Source organism: Acidovorax sp. LjRoot129 (assembly GCF_964253765.1).
Taxonomy (GTDB): Bacteria; Pseudomonadota; Gammaproteobacteria; order Burkholderiales; family Burkholderiaceae_C; genus Acidovorax.
This window is the reverse complement of record NZ_CAXUSE020000001.1, coordinates 3504044-3521915: the sequence shown is the minus strand read 5'-3', so window position 1 is coordinate 3521915 and position 17872 is coordinate 3504044. Positions and strand designations below refer to the sequence as shown.

At 68.0% G+C, this 17872-nt stretch carries 16 protein-coding genes; 9 read left to right on the top strand and 7 right to left on the bottom strand.

The window, feature by feature from the left end; all coding sequences use genetic code 11:
• The first annotated feature begins 1 nt into the window (after nt 1).
• The gene (locus ACSQ3Q_RS16155) at nt 2–1660 is read left to right on the top strand and encodes a diguanylate cyclase domain-containing protein (RefSeq protein WP_436135363.1); all 1659 of its coding nucleotides are present in this window, start codon (nt 2–4) and stop codon (nt 1658–1660) included.
• A gap of 24 nt (nt 1661–1684) precedes the next feature.
• Here the strand turns inward: ACSQ3Q_RS16155 and ACSQ3Q_RS16150 are convergent, their stop codons facing one another.
• Both ACSQ3Q_RS16150 and ACSQ3Q_RS16145 read right to left on the bottom strand, forming a co-directional pair.
• A complete protein-coding gene (locus ACSQ3Q_RS16150; protein ID WP_436135362.1) occupies nt 1685–2197 on the bottom strand; it encodes a hypothetical protein in 513 nt (170 codons plus the stop codon).
• A gap of 229 nt (nt 2198–2426) precedes the next feature.
• The gene (locus ACSQ3Q_RS16145) at nt 2427–3329 is read right to left on the bottom strand and encodes an AraC family transcriptional regulator (RefSeq protein ID WP_436135361.1); all 903 of its coding nucleotides are present in this window, start codon (nt 3327–3329) and stop codon (nt 2427–2429) included.
• Between the two features lie 151 nt (nt 3330–3480).
• On the opposite strand from ACSQ3Q_RS16145, the gene ACSQ3Q_RS16140 reads away from it, so the two are divergent.
• Nucleotides 3481–4047 carry a carboxymuconolactone decarboxylase family protein gene (locus ACSQ3Q_RS16140; RefSeq protein WP_436135360.1) on the top strand — a complete coding sequence of 189 codons (567 nt, stop codon included), beginning with the start codon at nt 3481–3483 and terminating at the stop codon, nt 4045–4047.
• 55 nt (nt 4048–4102) lie between these two features.
• On the opposite strand, the gene ACSQ3Q_RS16135 is transcribed toward ACSQ3Q_RS16140, so the two are convergent.
• On the bottom strand, nt 4103–5029 hold the full coding sequence (locus ACSQ3Q_RS16135) for a LysR substrate-binding domain-containing protein (protein WP_436135359.1): 927 nt from the start codon (nt 5027–5029) through the stop codon (nt 4103–4105).
• A gap of 78 nt (nt 5030–5107) precedes the next feature.
• Here ACSQ3Q_RS16135 and ACSQ3Q_RS16130 point away from each other — a divergent pair, with 78 nt between their 5' ends.
• The 3 genes from ACSQ3Q_RS16130 to ACSQ3Q_RS16120 all read left to right on the top strand — a co-directional run bounded on the left by ACSQ3Q_RS16130 (nt 5108) and on the right by ACSQ3Q_RS16120 (nt 7286).
• Nucleotides 5108–5767, top strand: coding sequence for a pyridoxamine 5'-phosphate oxidase family protein (locus ACSQ3Q_RS16130; protein ID WP_436135358.1), 660 nt, complete (start codon nt 5108–5110; stop codon nt 5765–5767).
• 136 nt (nt 5768–5903) lie between these two features.
• Nucleotides 5904–6659 (top strand): sulfite exporter TauE/SafE family protein, encoded by a 756-nt coding sequence (locus tag ACSQ3Q_RS16125; protein WP_436135357.1) that lies wholly within the window; start codon nt 5904–5906, stop codon nt 6657–6659.
• A gap of 186 nt (nt 6660–6845) precedes the next feature.
• Nucleotides 6846–7286: a cupin domain-containing protein gene (locus ACSQ3Q_RS16120; RefSeq protein WP_436135356.1), complete on the top strand. Its 441-nt coding sequence runs from the start codon at nt 6846–6848 to the stop codon at nt 7284–7286.
• Between the two features lie 194 nt (nt 7287–7480).
• Here the strand turns inward: ACSQ3Q_RS16120 and ACSQ3Q_RS16115 are convergent, their stop codons facing one another.
• The 4 genes from ACSQ3Q_RS16115 to ACSQ3Q_RS16100 all read right to left on the bottom strand — a co-directional run bounded on the left by ACSQ3Q_RS16115 (nt 7481) and on the right by ACSQ3Q_RS16100 (nt 14046).
• Nucleotides 7481–9340 carry a gamma-glutamyltransferase family protein gene (locus ACSQ3Q_RS16115; protein ID WP_436135355.1) on the bottom strand — a complete coding sequence of 620 codons (1860 nt, stop codon included), beginning with the start codon at nt 9338–9340 and terminating at the stop codon, nt 7481–7483.
• A gap of 296 nt (nt 9341–9636) precedes the next feature.
• Entirely contained in the window at nt 9637–11220 is a 1584-nt protein-coding gene (locus tag ACSQ3Q_RS16110; protein WP_436135354.1) for an alkaline phosphatase D family protein, read from the bottom strand.
• A gap of 135 nt (nt 11221–11355) precedes the next feature.
• Nucleotides 11356–12906: a GGDEF domain-containing protein gene (locus ACSQ3Q_RS16105; RefSeq protein WP_436135353.1), complete on the bottom strand. Its 1551-nt coding sequence runs from the start codon at nt 12904–12906 to the stop codon at nt 11356–11358.
• A gap of 165 nt (nt 12907–13071) precedes the next feature.
• Entirely contained in the window at nt 13072–14046 is a 975-nt protein-coding gene (locus ACSQ3Q_RS16100) for an NADPH:quinone oxidoreductase family protein (RefSeq protein ID WP_436135352.1), read from the bottom strand.
• Between the two features lie 160 nt (nt 14047–14206).
• On the opposite strand from ACSQ3Q_RS16100, the gene surE reads away from it, so the two are divergent.
• The 4 genes from surE to ACSQ3Q_RS16080 all read left to right on the top strand — a co-directional run bounded on the left by surE (nt 14207) and on the right by ACSQ3Q_RS16080 (nt 17751).
• Nucleotides 14207–14995, top strand: a complete 789-nt coding sequence (gene surE / locus ACSQ3Q_RS16095) for a 5'/3'-nucleotidase SurE (RefSeq protein ID WP_436135351.1) — start codon at nt 14207–14209, stop codon at nt 14993–14995.
• A complete protein-coding gene (locus ACSQ3Q_RS16090; RefSeq protein ID WP_436135350.1) occupies nt 14992–15768 on the top strand; it encodes a protein-L-isoaspartate(D-aspartate) O-methyltransferase in 777 nt (258 codons plus the stop codon). Before surE ends, ACSQ3Q_RS16090 begins: the two co-directional genes overlap by 4 nt.
• Nucleotides 15769–15780: 12 nt before the next feature.
• Nucleotides 15781–16710 (top strand): peptidoglycan DD-metalloendopeptidase family protein, encoded by a 930-nt coding sequence (locus ACSQ3Q_RS16085; RefSeq protein ID WP_436135349.1) that lies wholly within the window; start codon nt 15781–15783, stop codon nt 16708–16710.
• Nucleotides 16711–16833: 123 nt separating this feature from the next.
• On the top strand, nt 16834–17751 hold the full coding sequence (locus tag ACSQ3Q_RS16080) for an RluA family pseudouridine synthase (protein ID WP_436135348.1): 918 nt from the start codon (nt 16834–16836) through the stop codon (nt 17749–17751).
• Nucleotides 17752–17872 lie beyond the last annotated feature (121 nt).

Sequence of the window (17872 nt, the reverse complement as noted above, 5' to 3'; positions counted from 1 at the left end):
CATGAAATGGGGCATTGCACTGCGGCTGGGGGTCTTGCTGGCGTCCTTCAGTGTGCTGGCCGCCGTGCTGGCGGGCTACTACACCTTCGAGTCCAGCCGCACCCGCCTGCAGGGGAGGGCCGAGCAGGCGCTGCTGGCCACCACCCAGGTGCTGGCGCGCCACATGCAGGCCGGCTTTGGCACAGTGGAGCGCGATGCGGCGTTTCTGGCCAGCGTGGCCGCCATCGAGCAGGACCGCAATGCGCTGGCCGACGTCTTCCGCGCCAGCCTGATCGCCCACCCCAGCTACCTGCAGATTCGCTACATCGGCGCGCAGGACTACGGCCTGGAGCTGGTGCGCATCGACCGCAAGGGCGACGCCTGGGTCCGCGCAGGCGAGGACGAGCTGCAGGAGAAGTCGCATTTCCCGTTTGTGTTCGAGACGCTGGGCCTGGGCGCCGGCGAGGTCTACGTGTCGGAGTTCGGCATCAACCACGAGGGCGCCGCCGATGCCGAGGCACTGCCCGTGTTCAGCATGGCGTCGCCCGTGGTGCGTGGCGGTCAGGTGCGCGGCGTGGTCGTGGTGCGGGTGGCGGCGCAGCGGTTCTTGCGCAACTTCAACACCGCGTTGCCGGCGCCGTACGGTTTTTTCCTCAGCAACCGGTGGGGAGACTTCCTCGTCCACCCCGATGCCAGCCAGGCTTTCGGATTTGACCGCGGCCAGCGCATCCTGGTGCAGGAAACCTTTGCCCCGGCCGCGGCGCTGGTCAATGGCCGCGAGACGGAGGCCGTGTTTGGCCTGCCGGGCACCGACGACGAAGAAGCCCGCGTGTTCTCGTTCGTGCGCATGCCGTTTGGGCGCGATGGCGAGAGGCGGTTCATGGTGGTGGGCCTCTCGCAACCGCTCGCGGCCGTGCAGGGCGAGGTGCTGGACCTGGGCCGCAGCATCTTCAAGGTGCTGGTGGTGCTCAGCGTGCTGGGCGTGCTGCTGGCGGCGTGGGTGTCGCGCCTGGTCACCGGGCCGCTCAAGGCCATGGTGCGGGCCACGCAGGCGTTTTCGCAGGGCCGGCCCCACAGCGATTTGCCGCTGCAGCGTGAGGACGAGATCGGCGAGCTGGCGCGCAGCTTTGAGGATATGGAGCAGCAGATCAGCCGCCAGATGACCGAGCTGAACGCCAGCCGCGACGCCATGGCGCACCTGGCGCACCACGACGCGCTCACCGGCCTGCCCAACCGCCGCATGTTCGAGCAGCGGCTGGCGCAGGCCCTGGAGCTTTCGCGCCGCAGCGGCCGCAACTGCGCGCTGCTGTTCGTGGACCTGGACGACTTCAAAGGCATCAACGACGCGCACGGCCACGCGGTGGGCGACCTGGTGCTGCAGGCTGCGGCGCGCACCATCACCGGCGCCGTGCGCCAGGCCGACACTGTGGCGCGGCTGGCGGGCGATGAATTCACGGTGCTGTGCGAGAACGTGGACTCTGAAGAAGCCGCGCTGCAGGTGGCCGCCAAGCTGCAGAACGCGTTTGACGCACCGCTCGACATCAAGGGCCAGCTGCTGCCCGTGCGGCCCAGCATTGGCGTGAGCCTGTTCCCGCGCGATGCGCAGGACGCGCACAACCTGCTGGCGAGTGCCGACGCCGCGATGTACCGCGCCAAGCAGGGCCATCGCGGCCGCCACTGAGCCCTGTGCGGCCTGGCGTGCAGGTCAGCCCGATGAATAGGCCGGGCAGTGCGGGTCGCCGGCGTGCCGTGCCTGCGCCTGCCCGCGCGATGTTTCGCCCAGCAACCTCTGCAGGGCCTGTACCTGCCACTGCTGCTCCGGCTCAAACGCAGACGCGTCCTGCACCGCGTACCCGCCATACGCGTACACGGTGGCATAGGCGGCGTAGCTGGCGGCGTCCAGCGCGCGCCCTGCCAGCGCATGGGCCACGGCGTAGGTGGCAGACACGGCAGCGTGGGCCGAACCGTCGATGGATTGCGAGCCCCGGTGGTGCGACGCCACCTCTTTCAAGCGCGCTGCCGTGTGCGCCAGCGTGGCCGCATCCACGGTGCCCGCAATGAACCCGGCCAGCGTGTCCAGGCCGGCGATGGCCTCGGGGTCTTCCAGCAAATGGCGCACGCGCTGCACGCAGGCCAGGCCAAAAGCCAGGCGCAGTCCCGCGCGGGCTTCGTCGGCCAATCCGCATTCAGCGGCGAGTTGGGAGAGGGCGGGGTTCATGGCGGGGGGCTCCTTTCGAGGCGAATGGACTTCCAACTGGGTTGCTATAAATTAAATAGCTATAAGTGCAATAGGAATAAGCGCTAGGGCCGATTTTTATCAATATTTTTGGTGTGGGGCGACCCCCGCGGCTGTTGCGGCATGCCTCGGCGCACCACCCCGCAGCGTCCACCGCATCGACGGCATTGTGGTGACGGTGCTCGGCGTCGTCGAGCTTTTCCCAACGACCTCAAACCAGTGCGGCCTTGTCATCCAGCCAGGCGCGGGGCGACATGCCCAGCTTCTGCGCAAACACCCGCGACAGCGCAGACGGGTTGGCATACCCCAGCTCCTGCGCAATCGATTTGATCGACCGGCCACCGCGAAGGTGCGCCTGCGCCAGCGTCAGCCGCCAGTGCGCCAGGTACTCCGCTGGCGTCTCGCCCACCACCGTCTTGAAGCGGGCCGCAAAGGCGCTGCGCGACATGCCGGCCTGCGCGGCCATCTGCTCCAGGCCCCATGCCTGGCCCGGCGCATCGTGCAAAGCCGTGAGCGTGCGCGCAAGGCGTGGGTCGGCCAGGCCCGTCAGCAGGCCCGGCGGCGTGTGCGCTTCCTGCGGATGGTCCAGCAGCCAGCGCAGCAGCTGCAACAGCACCACTTCAAACAGCCGGTCGGCCAGCACGCGGTGGCCGCAGCGCAGGCGGTCGGTCTCGGCAAACAGCAGATCCAGCGCCTGCTGGAGGCCATCTACCGCGTGCAGCGGCAGCACGATCAGCGGGGGCAGGGCACGGGCCAGCGGGTGGCTGGCGCCGCCGTCAAAGTCCAGCGCCGCACAGGTGAAGTCCGCCCCATCGACGGGCGCGTTGTGAAAGTAATGCGCGAGCGGCCGCGCGTAAAGCAGCAAGCTGGGTTCACGCACCTCCAGCCGCTCCGGCGGGCCGGCCAGGGGCTGGTGGGTGACCACCATTTCGCCGCTGCGCAGCACGTGCAAAAAACCCCGGCCAGGGGCTGCTGCGTAGTGCGTCACGCCGCACAGCGGGCCTTTGTGGAACAGGTGCGCACGCACGCGGAACCGCTCCAGCAGGGAAGACAGGCGGTCAAAGGGCGCGAGGGCTGCCGCTGGTGGCTCGGGGGTGTTGTCCGTCTTGTGCATATGGGTCTGGATGGATTGGTATGAATGATGGATTTTTAATGCCCGATGGTATGCGCTATCGCCAGACACTGGCGGGGTGCTGTCTTCAGGCACCCGGCGCAGCCCGCTGCATCGGCCGACCGTATCTCCCACAACTTCCAAGGAAAACACCATGTCCCCTACCTCCACTTCCCCAGCGCACGTGGGTCTTGTCGACCCCGCCACGGCCACCGGCCGCGCCCGCGCTCTGCTCGACCAGGTCCATGGCGCCTTCGGCAGCACGCCCAACATGTTCCGCGCGGTGGCCAATTCGCCCGCTGCGCTGCAAAGCATGCTGGGCTCCTTCGGCGCACTGGGCGGCGGCGTGCTGGCCCCGGCGCTGGGCGAGCAGATCGCCGTCGCGGTGGCCGACCGCAATGCCTGCGACTACTGCCTGGCGGCCCACACCGCGCTCGGCCGCAAGGCCGGCGTGAGTGGCGACGACCTGCTCGCCGCACAGTCGGGGCAATCAGCCGACCCCCGCACCGCCGCCGTGCTGCGCTTTGCGCTCAAGCTGGTCAACGAGCGCGGTCAAGTTGATGCGGCCGACGTGCAGGCGCTGCGCGACCAGGGCTTGAACGATGAGCACATCGTGGAAGTCGTGGCGCACGTGGCGCTGAACCTCTTCACCAACTACGTGAACGTGGCGTTGGCCGTGCCGGTGGATTTTCCGAGCGTCAAGCTGCGCGCCGCACGCTGACCCGGCGCGGCGCGGCAGGCACGCGGCTGGGCCGGTCAGCCCGGGTTGGGCCAGCTCAGGCTGCGCTGGCCGCGTGCAGCTCTTGCTCCAGCCACGCCGCAAATCTCAGCGCCTGCGGCGACGGCTGGGGCGCCAGGCCGTAGTAGTGGCGCGCCAGCGGCAAGGCCAGGCCCGGCAGCGGGCAGACCAGGCGGCCGGCCGCCAGGTCCTGCGCCATGAGTGAGGCCGGCGCGAGCGCAAAGCCCATGCCGTCCAGCACCGCCTGCAGCACGAAGTGCAGGTGGTCAAACTGCAGCTGGCCGGCCGGCTGCAGCCCGAGTGCGCCCACCTGTTTCTTCCAGTCTTCCCAATCGCTGTGGCGCGAGCGCGACCACAGCAGCACATGCGCCCCCAGGTCGCGCGGCGCCCTCACGGGGTGGGCGGCCCACAGCGCGGGCGTGCCCACCACCAGCGCCTCATCATGCAAAAACGGCTGCGCGGCGATGGAGTGTGGCCAGCCGCCGAGCCCGCGGCGTATCGCCACGTCAAACGGCGCGCCCGCCTGGTCGGGGGTGACGGTGCTGGTGACCACGTTGGGCTCGATGTCGGGGCACTGCGCCACAAACGCCGGCAGCCGCGGGATAAGCCAGCGCACCGCAAACGAGGGGCGCACGTTGATCGTCACTGTGCGGGTGCCAGAGGGTGCCATCAGCGCCTGGGCGGCTGCGCCAATCTGCGCCAGTGCGGGCTCTACCTGCGTAAAAAATTGCAGGCCGTGGGGCGTGAGCAGCACCTGCCGCACGCGCCGCTCAAACAGCGCCACGCCCAGATGTTCTTCCAGTGCGCGGACCTGCCGGCTGATAGCACTGTGCGTGACATGCAGCTCTGCCGCTGCGCGGGTAAAGCTCAGGTGCCGCGCGGCCGCCGCAAACGCCCGCACGGCATGAAGCGGTGGCAGGCGCTGTGGCAGAGTGGGCGGCATGCGTGCGATTTTGTCACGCATGCTGCGCTGCAATGTCATTTGTCAGCGCCGGCCAGCTCGCGCACCATCGACTCCGGCCCGGATTTTCATCACCCCCCAATGACCGCCATGACAGACCACGCCACACCCCTCGCCGCATCCGCCGACCCCCATGCCGTCAACACCCTGGCGCACCTTGAAGCGCTCATGGGCAAGCCCAGCGATGCCTCCGTCTACAAAGAGGTGCCGAACGTGCACCCCGCCTACCGCGCCATGATCGAAGCTTCGCCCTTTGTGATGCTGGCCACCAGCGGCCCCGATGGGCTGGACGCATCGCCGCGGGGCGACCCCGCCGGGTTTGTGCAACTGCAGGACGACAAGACCCTGCTGCTGCCTGAGCGCCGCGGCAACAACCGTGCCGACAGCCTGCGCAACATCCTGACCGACCCGCGCGTGGCACTGCTGTTTCTGATCCCCGGCGTGGGCGAAACCCTGCGCGTCAATGGCCGCGCCCGCATCAGCACCGCGCCCGAGCTGCTCGCACGTTTTGTGGTCAACGGCCAGCCGCCCAAATGCGTGATCGTGGTCGACGTGGAAACCGTGTTCTTCCAGTGCGCCCGCGCCATCCAGCGCTCACGCCTGTGGGACGCCGTACCCCCCGGCACCCCACGCACGGTGCCCACGCCCGGGGCGATCCTTGCGGCCATCACGCACGATGCGTTTGATGGCGCGACGTACGACAAGGAGCTGCCGGCGCGGCAACAGGCGACGCTGTACTGAAGCCCAGAGCCACCGAAACGCTGCACCGAACCCTGCAGCGATCGCACTGCGGTAGCCACGCGGCTTGGCGGCCCGCCCCCAAAGGCGGGTCCAGCAACTGACGGACACTAGCCACTCCACGGAGGAGTTCGAGGCGATGGATTCAATACTTTGGGTGGTGGCGTTGGGCGCCATAGCGGCCGGGTTTGTGCAGGGCCTGTCGGGCTTTGGCTTTGGCATGGTGGCCATGTCGTTCTGGGCCTGGACGCTGGAGCCGCGCCTGGCGGCTGTGCTGACGGTGTGCGGTGCCCTCGTGGGCCAACTCGTGGCAGCGGCCACGGTGCGCCGGGGCTTTGACAAGGCACGGCTGCTGCCCTTCGTGCTGGGCGGCCTGGCGGGCATTCCGCTGGGCGTGGCCGTGCTGCCGCGCCTGGACATGGACGCTTTCAAGCTGGTGCTGGGCATGTTGCTGGTGCTGTGGTGCCCGGCGATGCTCATGGCCAAGCAACTGCCGCGCATCACCCGCGGCGGCCGCGTGGCCGACGCGGTGGTCGGGATGGCGGGCGGCATGATGGGCGGGTTGGGGGGCTTCACCGGCGTGCTGCCCACGCTGTGGTGCACGCTGCGTGGCATGGACAAGGACGTGCAGCGCGCCATCATCCAGAACTTCAACCTGGCCATGCTGCTGGTGACCTTTGCCACCTACGCGGCCACAGGGCTCATCACCCGCGAGGCCCTGCCCCTGCTGGCCATCGTGGTCCCCGCCATGCTGGTGCCCACGCTGCTGGGCGCGCGGCTGTACCACGGCATCAGCGACGCGCGGTTCCGGCAGATCGTGCTGGGCATGCTGACGTTGTCGGGTGTGGCAATGCTGGTGGCGAGCGTGCCCAAGGTGCTGGCGCGGCTGGGGTAGCGGCACACCGTCAGAACCCTGACGGCTTGGCAGCGAGGCCGCGCGTTCGGGCCTAACATGCTCCCCGGCACGCGCCCCGCTGCACGCAGGCGTGGCCGCCGCACCAGGCTGCAGCAACGTCAACGCAAACGCAAACGCAAACGCAAACGCAAACGCAGCCGCGGCTTCATCCACCGAGGAGACTTCATGACAACAACACACAACAAAACCCTGGCCCGCGCTGCCGGCGCTGCCATCGCCCTGGCCTTGGCCGCCGCACCGGCGCTGGCCGACGTGTTTACCAAGGAAGAGCTGATCAAGGTCAACAAGGAGGCGGCGGGCGGCGGCAAGGGCACGCTGATTGGCGAATACGCTTTCACGCGCGACAAGGCGCTCAAGGACCATGCGATCAAGGAGATCAGCTGGCTCACGCTGCAGCCGGGCGACTCCATCGGCTTTCACAAGCACACGACCAACGAAGACACCTACATCATCATTTCGGGCCGGGGCACCTTCCGCGACAAGGATGGCAAGGACGTGGCGGTGAAGCCGGGCGACGTGACCATCGTGCGCAAGGGCGAGTCGCATGGCCTGGTCAATACCGGCACCGAGCCGCTGGTGTTTGTGGATGTGATTGCCGAGCAGTGAGCTGCTGAGCCGGTGATGCAGTGACGCAGTAGTGTGAAGTGCGGCCGATTTGCCCGCACCCGCATTGCGGCAGCAGCCGGCGTGCCACAGCAAAAAGAGCGTTCTGCAGCACGGACTGCAGAACGCTCTTTTTTTGATAGCTGCTGGCGCTTATCCAGAAAGCGGTAGCGGCATTTTTTGCTTGAAGTTGATCCTCAGTCGCCCATCACCACACCCTCGCGCCGCGGGTCGGCGCCGCCCATCCACAGCTTTTTGCCATGGGCGTTGCCCAGCGTGATGGCCTGCAGGCCGCTGGTCATGTTCATCTCGCGCACCTCGGCGCCGCGTGCGCGCAGGGCTTCCACCGTGGCGGGCGGGAAGCGTTTTTCCTCCAGCAGCGTAGGCCCGTTCATGGAGCCGAAGTTGGGCAGGTTGATGGCCTGCTGCGGCATCAGGCCCCAGTTGAAGACGCCGTACAGCGTCTTGGCGGTGTAGTGGATGATGGCCGCGCCGCCGGGGCTCCCCCCGCTCATCAGCAACTCGCCCGTGGCCTTGTCGAACACCAGCGTGGGCGCCATGGACGAGCGCGGGCGCTTGCCGGGCTGCACGCGGTTGGCAATGGGCTGGCCTTGCGCGTCGGCGGGCGCGAAGCTGAAGTCGGTGAGTTCGTTGTTGAGCAGGAAGCCTTTGACCATTTGCCGCGCGCCAAACTGGTCTTCGATGGTGGTGGTCATGGCCACCGCGTTGCCGAACGCGTCGACGATGCTGATGTGGCTGGTGCCGTACTCGGGCTGGTCGGGCATGGGCGCATAGCTGGTCTTCACCGCGCCGGGGTTGCCGGGCTGCGCGACCTTCATGCTCTGCGGGCCGATGAGCTTGGCGCGCTCGGCCAGGTAGGCCGGGGCGAGCAGGCTGCTCCAGCTGCCGGCGGGCGGCTGCACGAAGTCCGGGTCGCCCACGTACTGCGCGCGGTCGGCGAAGGCCAGGCGCGCGGCCTCGGTGTACAGGTACAGCCAGTCGGCCGAGGGGATGCCGTCCTGCAGCGGCTTGGCGGCGGCGTCGGTGTTCTTGAGGATGCCCAGGATCTGCCCGATGGCAATGGCGCCCGAGCTGGGTGGCGGAAAGCCGCACACGCGGAAATCTTTGCTGGCCACCTGGTAGTCGTGGCACAGCGCCTCGCGCTTCTTGGGTCGGTAGCCGGCCAGGTCGGCCATGCTGAGCTTGCCCGGGTTGGTGGGGTGCTTTTGTACCTTGTCGACGATGGCCTGGGCGATCTCGCCTTCGTGCAGGGCCTTGCTGCCTTCGGCGGCAATCTTGCGCAGCACGGCGGCCAGCTCGGGGTTGCGCAGGTTCACGCCCACGTCGCGGGCATCGCCATCGGCCTTGTAGAAGTAGGCGGCGGCCACCGGATCCTTCTTCAAGTGGGCATCGGCCGCCACCAGGGTGTTGAGCCGCGCGCTGACCTTGAAGCCGCCCTCGGCCAGGGTGATGGCGGGCTGGAACAGCGTGGCCCAGGGCAGCTTGCCATGCTGCTTGTGCGCCATCTCGAGCATGCGCACGGTGCCGGGCACGCCGACCGAGCGGCCGCCCACCACGCCGTCATAGAAGGGCACAGGTTTGCCATCGGCGCCCAGGAAGAGTTTTTCGTCGGCCGCAGCGGGCGCGGTCTCGCGGCCGTCATAGGCCTCCACCGTTTTTCCGGTGCTGTGCAGCAGGAAGGCGCCGCCACCGATGCCGCTCGATTGCGGCTCCACCAGCGTCAGCACCATCTGCACTGCGATGGCGGCATCGATGGCCGAGCCGCCGGCTTTCAGGATCTGGTAGCCCGCGTCGGTGGCCAGCGGGTTGGCAGCGGCCACGGCGAATTTCTCGGTGGCCCAGCCGGGTTTTTCGGTGTAACCCGATGAGCCTTCGGGCTGGGCGGGCACGGTGTAGGCGAACTGCGAGGGGGCGCTGGCGCAGCCGGCCAGCAAGGCGGCGAGTGCGGCACCGGCGGCGAGGCCTGGGGCGCTGCGCCGGTTCGCTGTGGGGTGGGCGGGCGCTAGGCGGGCGGCGGCGGTGGTTGTGGCTGGCATGGGCTTCTCCTTCGTGGCACGAAGCGGCCATCGTACGGCGCGGTGCTCAGGCAGGGGCGCGGCGTTACATTGCGCTACAGGCGCTTGGATTTTGGGTGTTTTAGGCCTCTAGCGCTTGATAGGTAAGCGCTAATAGCTATTAAATACATAGCATTCGCGTTTGGCCGCATCACGTGGTCGCGATCCCTGCGCTGCTGCGAGCGCCTGCCGCCACACTCCGCTGACGACCGCTGGATGAGGCGTATAGATGTCTTCGCTCGCGCTGCGCATCCCCTCGGGCAAGTCCCCACAACGCCTCAGCTGCTGGCGTCGAGAACCGGCCCCGGCCGGCCGTCATGGACCACAAAGCGTGCCAGCGTCCTGGCGCTGCTGTCCGCGCGCATCGGGTCGTCCAGCACGCGCAGGGTGGTGGTCCATCGCCGCGGCGTGATGTCCGCCAGGCCGTAGCCGCGCTGGTCGCACCGGGCCAGCAGCACATGCGGGTTGTGCCGCGCGACCGCGTCCACCTTGTCCTGCGTGGTGCCTGAGCGCGAGCTGATCGAAGTGCCGCAAAACTCGCTGGCCAGCACCGGCGAACCCGCGCGCTGTGCGTCAGCCCGCACCTCGCACACATAGTTCTGGTGGATATCGCCGCCCAGCAGCACGGTGTTGCGCGGTGCGTGGCGGGCCACCGATTGCAGCAGGCGTGCGCGGCCAGCGGGGTAGCCGTCCCAGCTGTCGGTGGACACCGTGCCGGACGGGTAGTGGCGCGGCGAGAACAGCGTCTGCTGCGCCACTACGCTCCAGCGCGTGGCGCCCTGCGCGGCGGCGTCGGTCGCCAGGCCGGCGTCGAGCCATTGTTCCTGCGCCGTGCCCAGCAGCGAGCGGGCGGGGTCGGCCAGCTCGGCGCAACTGCCGCCGCGCACGGCGCCGCTGCTGGCGGAGTCCGTGGGCCGGCAGGCCTGCCAGCTGCGGTACTGACGGCTGTCCAGCAGATGGATGTGCGCCAGGCGGCCCCAGCGCAGGCGGCGGTAGACCTGGAGGGCGTCCCAACGCGTATCGGCGACGGGGCGGTTCAGGCTGGCTGCGCGCAGAGGCATGTTCTCGTAGAAGGCCTGCCACGCGGCGCCGCGCTGGACCAGAAAGCTTGCAGCGTCGCCGCGCCCAGAGGCGCCGGCGTAGTCGTTTTGCACCTCGTGGTCGTCCCACGTCACGGCCCATGGGCAGGTGGCATGCGCAGCTTGCAAGGCTGGGTCGCTTTTGTGCAGCGCGTAGCGGTCGCGGTAGTCAGCCAGCGTGGTGGCCAGCCGCAGGCTGTGCGTGCGCGCCAGGTCCGCGGTGTTTTTCGGCGTGGCGTATTCGTAGATGTAGTCGCCTAGAAACAGCACCAGATCAGGCTGGTCGGCAGCCAGGTGGCGCCACGCGGCGTAGTGGCCGTGCTCCCAGCGCTGGCACGAGGCAAAGGCCACGCGCAAAGCATCCGGCAGATCGCCCGGCGCGGGCGCGGTGCGTGTGCGGCCCACCGTGCTCACGGCGTCGCCCAGCATGAAGCGGTAGTGGTACCAGCGCCCCGGCGCCAGGCCGTGCAGCTCCACATGCACGCTGTGGCCGAGCGCGGGCAGCGCGGTGGCTTCTCCTTTTTGCACGATCTGCGCAAACCGCGCGTCGTGCGCCACCTCCCACCGCACGGTGTGGGCGGCTTGCATCTGTGCGGGGTCCGCCAGCACCAGCCGAGTCCACAGCACCACGCCGTCCGGCGCCGGGTCGCCGCTGGCCACGCCGAGCGCGAAAGGGTTCGATGGCAGGGAAGGTGGATTGCTCCATGCCCAGCGGGGCAGGGCGGTGGCGGCGGCAGCCCAGGCGGCTCGCCGCAAAAAGATTCGCCTCTGATCTTGCGTCATTGCGCTGCGCTTGAAAGCTGGCGCGGCCCAGGCCAGTGGCCACCGCGCAAGGGCCGCCCCGCTGCGCTGGTGGCGTCTCCCTCCCGCAGGAGAGAGGGAAGGCGCCGAAGGCGACTCAGGGGGTGCTTCATCAGCCTATGCGGTCATCACCCGGTTCTTGCCCGAGCGTTTGGCCAGGTACATCCCCTGGTCCGCACGGCGGATGGCGTCGGCGCTGCTTTCGCTGTCGGTCAGCTGGGCCACGCCCGCGCTGAAGGTGATGAGCAATTTTTCGGAGCCCTGCAAGAAGAAACGGGTGGTGAGTTCGCGCTGCAGCCGTGTCATCGCCGCCACGCCGTTCTCGACCGTGGTGTCAGGCATCACCAGCACGAATTCTTCGCCGCCGTAGCGCGCCAGCAGGTCCTGCGGCCGCATGACCTCGCGCGTGACCTGCGCCAGGTGCACCAGCGCGGCATCGCCACCCGAATGGCCCAGGCGGTCGTTGATGGTCTTGAAGTTGTCCACGTCGAGCAGCGACAGGCACAGCGGCGAGCCCAGGCGGCGCGCGCGGGCGATCTCGCGCTCCATCGCTTCATCCAGGCCCTTGCGGTTGAGCGAGCCGGTCAACGGGTCGTGCCGGGCCTGCGCGCTGGCGCGGTCGAGTTCTTCTTGCAGCTTGGCGACCTGGGCACGCTTGGCTTCGGTGCGCTCGCGCAGATCGTGCAGTTCGTCGTGCGCCACCCGGCTGTCCAGCGCCATGGAGCGCGTGGCGGTCATCACCTCTTGCAGCACGGGCGCGATTTCTTCGAGGGTGTTGGCCTTGCCGATCAGGTCGGCGCAGCGCGCCATGGTGCCCTGGTAGGTGGTGCTGGAAGCCGTGATCTTGGCCAGCCGTTCGATGAAGGTGGAGAGCATGTCCTTCATCTGCTCCTGGGCCTCCAGCGTGCGAGCCTTGGCCTCACCCTGCTTGAAGATCACGTCCTTGAGCCGGCGCTGCACGTCGTCGAGCCGGCGCAGGGTGAGCGGCGGCGTCGAGGCGGCCATCAGCGCCTCGGCCTGGCCCAGCAGCCAGCGGTCTTCCACGCTGAGCACGGCGATGTTCTCGAACACCATGTGCAACAGTTCCAGCAGGCTGGTGCGGATGGCCGCCTGCTCCTCGGTGGCGAACGACAGGCGGTAGGTGAAGTTGCCCAGCATGAGCTGGACGGTGGACACCGGCGGCGCGGGTTCCTTCAAGAAGGTGATGAGCTGCTGCGCCATCTCGATGACGCGGGCGTCGTCTTCACCCAGCGCTGGCAGCGTGTTGTCGATCAGGCGGGCGAGCAGCTGCGCAAACTCGTCGGGAAGGATGTGGGCCGCGCCGGCAGCGGCGGCGTCTGCGGCGGTCTCAATCGGGGCGGTGGCAGATGCCGCGGCGGGGGTGAGGCCCAGGTTGGCGTAGCCCACCAGCACGCTTTGTACGGCGGTCCAGTCCTTGTTGTTGACGGCGCGTTCGAACTGGCCGAGCAAACGTTTTTGCGCCGGCGTCTGGCCGGGCAGCACGCGCAGGATGTGGTGCAGTGGGACCTCGGGGAAGGGCTGCGGGCTTCGGGTTCCCGCAATCTCGTCATACAACGCCAGGTAGTTATCGGGCGTGGGCGGAAGCCGGCGGGCGGCCAACTGCTTGAGCGTCTCGCGTGCGATTTCGGAGGGGGAGCGGTCGGCCATGTGCGGACACCAGTGTCAGAGGGAGCAGGAGGCGCGAGTTTGACACAGCGTGCGGTTTTGCGGGCCCCGCCGGATGGCGAAATGGCCCGCCTGGAACCGGCCCCCTGGCGGGGCGAGGGCCAGGACCGGAGGGAGGGTGGCGCCAGCCGCCCCTCCCGGTGGCGTTCAGTTGACCATCACGAGCTTGCCCATCACCCCGCGCGAGCCCATGTGCGCGTAGGCCGCGGGCAGCTCGGCCATGGGCATGGTGCGGTCAATGACGGGCTTGACCTTGCCCGCGGCGTACCACTGCGCGAGCTCGCCCATCATCGCGGCGTTGGCCTTGGGCTCGCGCTTGGCAAAGTCGCCCCAGAACACGCCCACGATGGAGGCGCCCTTGAGCAGCGCCAGGTTGAATGGAAGCGCAGGGATGGGGCCCGAGGCAAAACCCACCACCAGATAGCGGCCGCGCCAGGCGATGGAGCGAAACGCGGGCTCGGCAAAGTCGCCGCCGACCGGGTCGTAGATCACATCGGGGCCCTTGCCATCGGTCAGCGCCTTGATGGCTTCGCGCAGGTTGTCCTTGCTGTAGTTGATGGTCGCGTCCGCGCCGATCGAGGTGCACAGCGCGCATTTCTCGTCGCTGGAGGCTGCGGCGATCACGCGGGCACCCATGGCCTTGGCGATCTGGATGGCCGACGTCCCCACGCCGCCTGCGGCGCCAAGCACCAGCACCGTCTCGCCGGCCTTGAGCTGGGCCCGGTCGACCAGCGCGTGGTACGAGGTGGCGTAGATCATGATGAAGGCCGCCGCGTCCACATGCGAGAAACCATCGGGCAAGGGCATGCACAGAGCGGCTGGCGCAATCGTGTGGGTGCCGAACCCGCCGGTGCCCGACAGGCAGGCCACGTTCTGGCCGACCTTGAGGTGCGTGACGCCGTCACCTACTGCGGCCACGACGCCCGCGTACTCGGAGCCGGGCACGAAGGGCAGGGGCGGCTTCATCTGGTACTTGTTCTGCACGATCAGCAGATCGGGGAAGTTCAGGCTGGCTGCCTTGATCTCGATGAGCACCTCGCCCGCCTTGGGGGTGGGGGTGGGCAGTTCGGTCCAGCTCAGGGCGTCGACGCCGACGGGGTTGGTGCAAAGCCAAGCGTGCATGAAGAGGTCTCCTGTCAATGTTGCCGCGGATGATAGGCGGGGCCTCGGGGCCCCCGATGTCCCACGAGCGACCGGCCGGCATGGCGTGGGCGTTGTCGTTGTGCCCAGGTTGGGCAGACGGACGGCCACCTACAATCCGTTGCACTCCCTGCTGCAACCCATGAAAATTCTGATCTCCAACGACGACGGCTACCAGGCTCCAGGCATCGTGGCACTGCACGATGCGCTCAAAACCCTCGACGGCGTGGAGGTCGAGGTGGTCGCGCCCGAGCACAACAACAGCGCCAAGTCCAACGCGCTCACGCTGCATTCGCCGCTGTCGGTGCACAAGGCGCACAACGGATTCCGGTACGTGAACGGCACGCCAGCGGACTGTGTGCACATCGCCCTCACCGGGTTGCTGGGGTATCGGCCTGATTTGGTGGTATCTGGCATCAACAACGGCGCCAACATGGGCGACGACACCATCTATTCAGGCACCGTGGGTGCGGCGATGGAAGGCTATCTGTTCGGCATCCCCGCCATCGCGTTCTCTCAGGTCGACAAAGGCTGGGGCGAGATCGAGGCTGCAGCCGCCAAGGCACGCGAGATGGTCGCGCAGATGGTGGCGCAGCAGCTGGTGACCGAGACGCCGTGGCTGCTCAACGTGAACATCCCCAACCTGCCCCTGAATGCGCTCAAGTCGATCAAACTCTGCCGCCTGGGCCGCCGCCATGCGGCCGAGCGGGTGATCGTGCAGGAGAGCCCGCGCGGCGAGGCCATGTACTGGATCGGCGGCGCCGGAGCCGCCAAGGACGACGCGGAAGGGACCGACTTCCACGCCACGGCGCAAGGCCATGTGTCCGTCACGCCGCTGAAGGTGGACCTCACGGACCACGACAACCTGGGCTACTGGGCGCAGACCGCCTCGCGTTGGGTGGAGGGGGCGCAGGGCGCCCCCGCGGCATGACGCAGCGTCGCCCCGGGTTCCCGGCGCGGCTGCCGGGCGCTGCGGCGCCATTGCCGTCAAGGCCCGCACAAAGCGCGCAGCCAGCCCATCGGCCCGGTGCCTTGCCGCCGGCCGGCGTCGGGCTCGATTCCGTGGCGGTGCGCACACGCATGGTCCAAAAACTGGCCGCTGGCGGCATCACGTCGCCCGCCGTGCTGCAGGCCATGGGCGCAGTGGAGCGCCACCGCTTTGTGGACAGCGCGCTGGTCAACCAGGCCTATGAAGACACGAGCCTGCCCATTGGCCTGGGGCAAACGATTTCCAAGCCGAGTGTGGTTGCGCGCATGTGCGAGCTGTTGCTGGGCGCAGAGGGTGCCCGCGCCGGTGGCTTGGGGCGGGTGCTGGAGATCGGCACCGGTTGCGGCTACCAGGCGGCCGTCTTGAGTCAGCTGGCGCGGGAGGTCTACACCCTGGAGCGCCTGCGCGGTCTGCACGACAAGGCCCGCAGCAACCTGCGGCCGTTTCGCCTGGCCAACGTGCATCTGCTTTTTGGCGACGGCATGCTGGGTTATCCCAAGGGCGCGCCCTACGCCGCCATCATTGCTGCCGCTGGGGGTGACGCTTTGCCGCAGGCCTGGTGCGACCAGCTGGCCGTGGGAGGGCGCCTGGTGGCCCCCATGGCGGTGGCCGGTGGGCAGCAGATGTTGCTCGTGATCGACAAAACCTCGCACGGATTGAAACAAAACGTGCTCGAGCCGGTCCATTTTGTCCCTCTAAAATCGGGGATTGCCTGAAGGGAATTGCTTATGTTCGTATCGCGTGGTCTTGTGGTTGGGTTTACCGTGGCGCTGGCGGGGCTTGCGCTCACCGGTTGCGGCACCCGGCTGAACAAGGCTCCTGTGGAAGACCGGGGCACCTCCTCGTCCTCCGCACCTGCACCGGCTGTTCAGCCCGGCGCGGTGGTGGGTGCTCCCATCAAGCCGCTGCCCGGCGTGGAAAACGCAGGCAAGCCCGGCTATTACACGGTCAAGCCCGGGGATACCCTCATTCGTATTGGTTTGGAGACCGGCCAGAGCTGGAAAGACATCGCGCGCTGGAACAACCTTGAAAACGCGAATCTGATCGAAGTCGGCCAGGTGCTGCGCGTGACGGCTACTCCACCGCCTTCCGCGGCTGTGGCTTCCGATACAGGCGTGGTCACGCGCCCGGTCACCTCGTCTTCCGTCACGCCAGCCGCGCCCGCCAGCACGCCGGTACCACCAGCCAGCGCGGCCAAGCCTGGTGCTTCCGCAGCTTCGGGCCCGGCAGTGGCCGCCGCACCCGTTCCGGCCGCGGCACCGGCTGCACCCGCCGCGGCGGGCGGCGATGACGAGTTGGCCTTTATCTGGCCCGCCCCGGGCTCTTTGATCGCCGGGTTTGACGAAGCCCGGAACAAGGGCTACGACATCTCGGGCAAGGCCGGCGACCCGGTTCTGGCTGCGGCAGATGGACGCGTGGTGTATGCCGGTGCGGGCCTGCGCGGTTATGGCAATCTGGTCATCCTGAAGCACAACAACACCTTCCTCACGGCCTACGCCCACAACCAGACGCTCCTGGTCAAGGAAGACCAGGCGGTGCGCAAGGGCCAGAAGATTGCCGAGATGGGCAATACCGATGCGGACCGCGTGAAACTGCACTTCGAGATCCGCCGGCAGGGCAAGCCTGTCGATCCCTCGCGCTATCTGCCTTCGCGCTAAGCCGTGGTGAATCCGCCGCCCAGCGGTAGGACGGCCCCTGCGGAATCAGCGGAGGGCACCCACGATCTGCTCGTCGACGAGCCGGAAGGCTTTGCCGATGATGTCGGCAGTGAATTTCGGACGATGACCGTTGGTGTCGCCCAGCACGGGGAACGGCTGGACCGGGCACTGGTAGAGCTGGTGCCCGAGTTCTCACGGAGCTACCTCCAGCAGTTGTTGTCGCAAGGCCTAGTCAGTGTTCAAGGAAAGCCCGCGATCAAGGCCGCCGCCAAGGTGAAGGCAGGCGACCAGCTCGTGCTGGAGATGCGGCCGACGCTGCAAAGCCAGGCTTTTCGGCCCGAGCCCATGGCCATTGATGTGGTCTACGAGGATGCGCACCTGCTGGTGGTGAACAAGCCGGCGGGCCTGGTCGTGCACCCGGCGCCGGGCAACTGGAGCGGGACTTTGCTCAATGGCTTGCTCGCCCGGGACGACAAGGCGCTGACCGTGCCGCGCGCGGGCATTGTTCACCGCCTCGACAAGGACACCAGTGGCCTCATGGTCGTGGCCCGCGACCGCGCGACGATGGATGCGCTGGTTGCGCTGATTGCGGAGCGAAGCGTCAAGCGCCAGTACGTGGCTTTGGCGCACGGTGCCTGGAGCGGGCCAAAAACCCGCACAGTGAATGCCCCGATCGGCCGGGATCCACGCAACCGCCTGCGCATGGCCGTGGTGGACCTCTCGGTTCATGCTGGAAAAGCGGCGCGCACCGACATTCGCTGGCTCGAGGGCTCGGATGAAGGCTGCTGGGTGCAGTGCACCTTGCACACGGGGCGCACGCACCAGATCCGGGTGCACATGGCGTCCCTGAAGCACCCGCTGGTGGGCGATACCCTGTATGGGGGCGCGCCCGTGGAAGCCATGCAGCGCCAGGCGCTGCACGCCTACCGGCTGGCGTTTGCCCATCCTGTGACGGGGCAGGCGCTGGAGTTTCAGGCCCCCGTGCCGCAGGACATGCGCCAAGCCTTGGCTTTATGGGGCCTGGGCTACAATGCGCCCTGATGGCCATACTGGCCCCTGCCCGAAGACGGAATCCCGCCGGGCCTTTGCGTCGCGCGGCGCCTTGCACAGTGCGCTATTGATTGCTCCCTGCTGTTGATGTGACACCGCCGTAGCGCGTGGC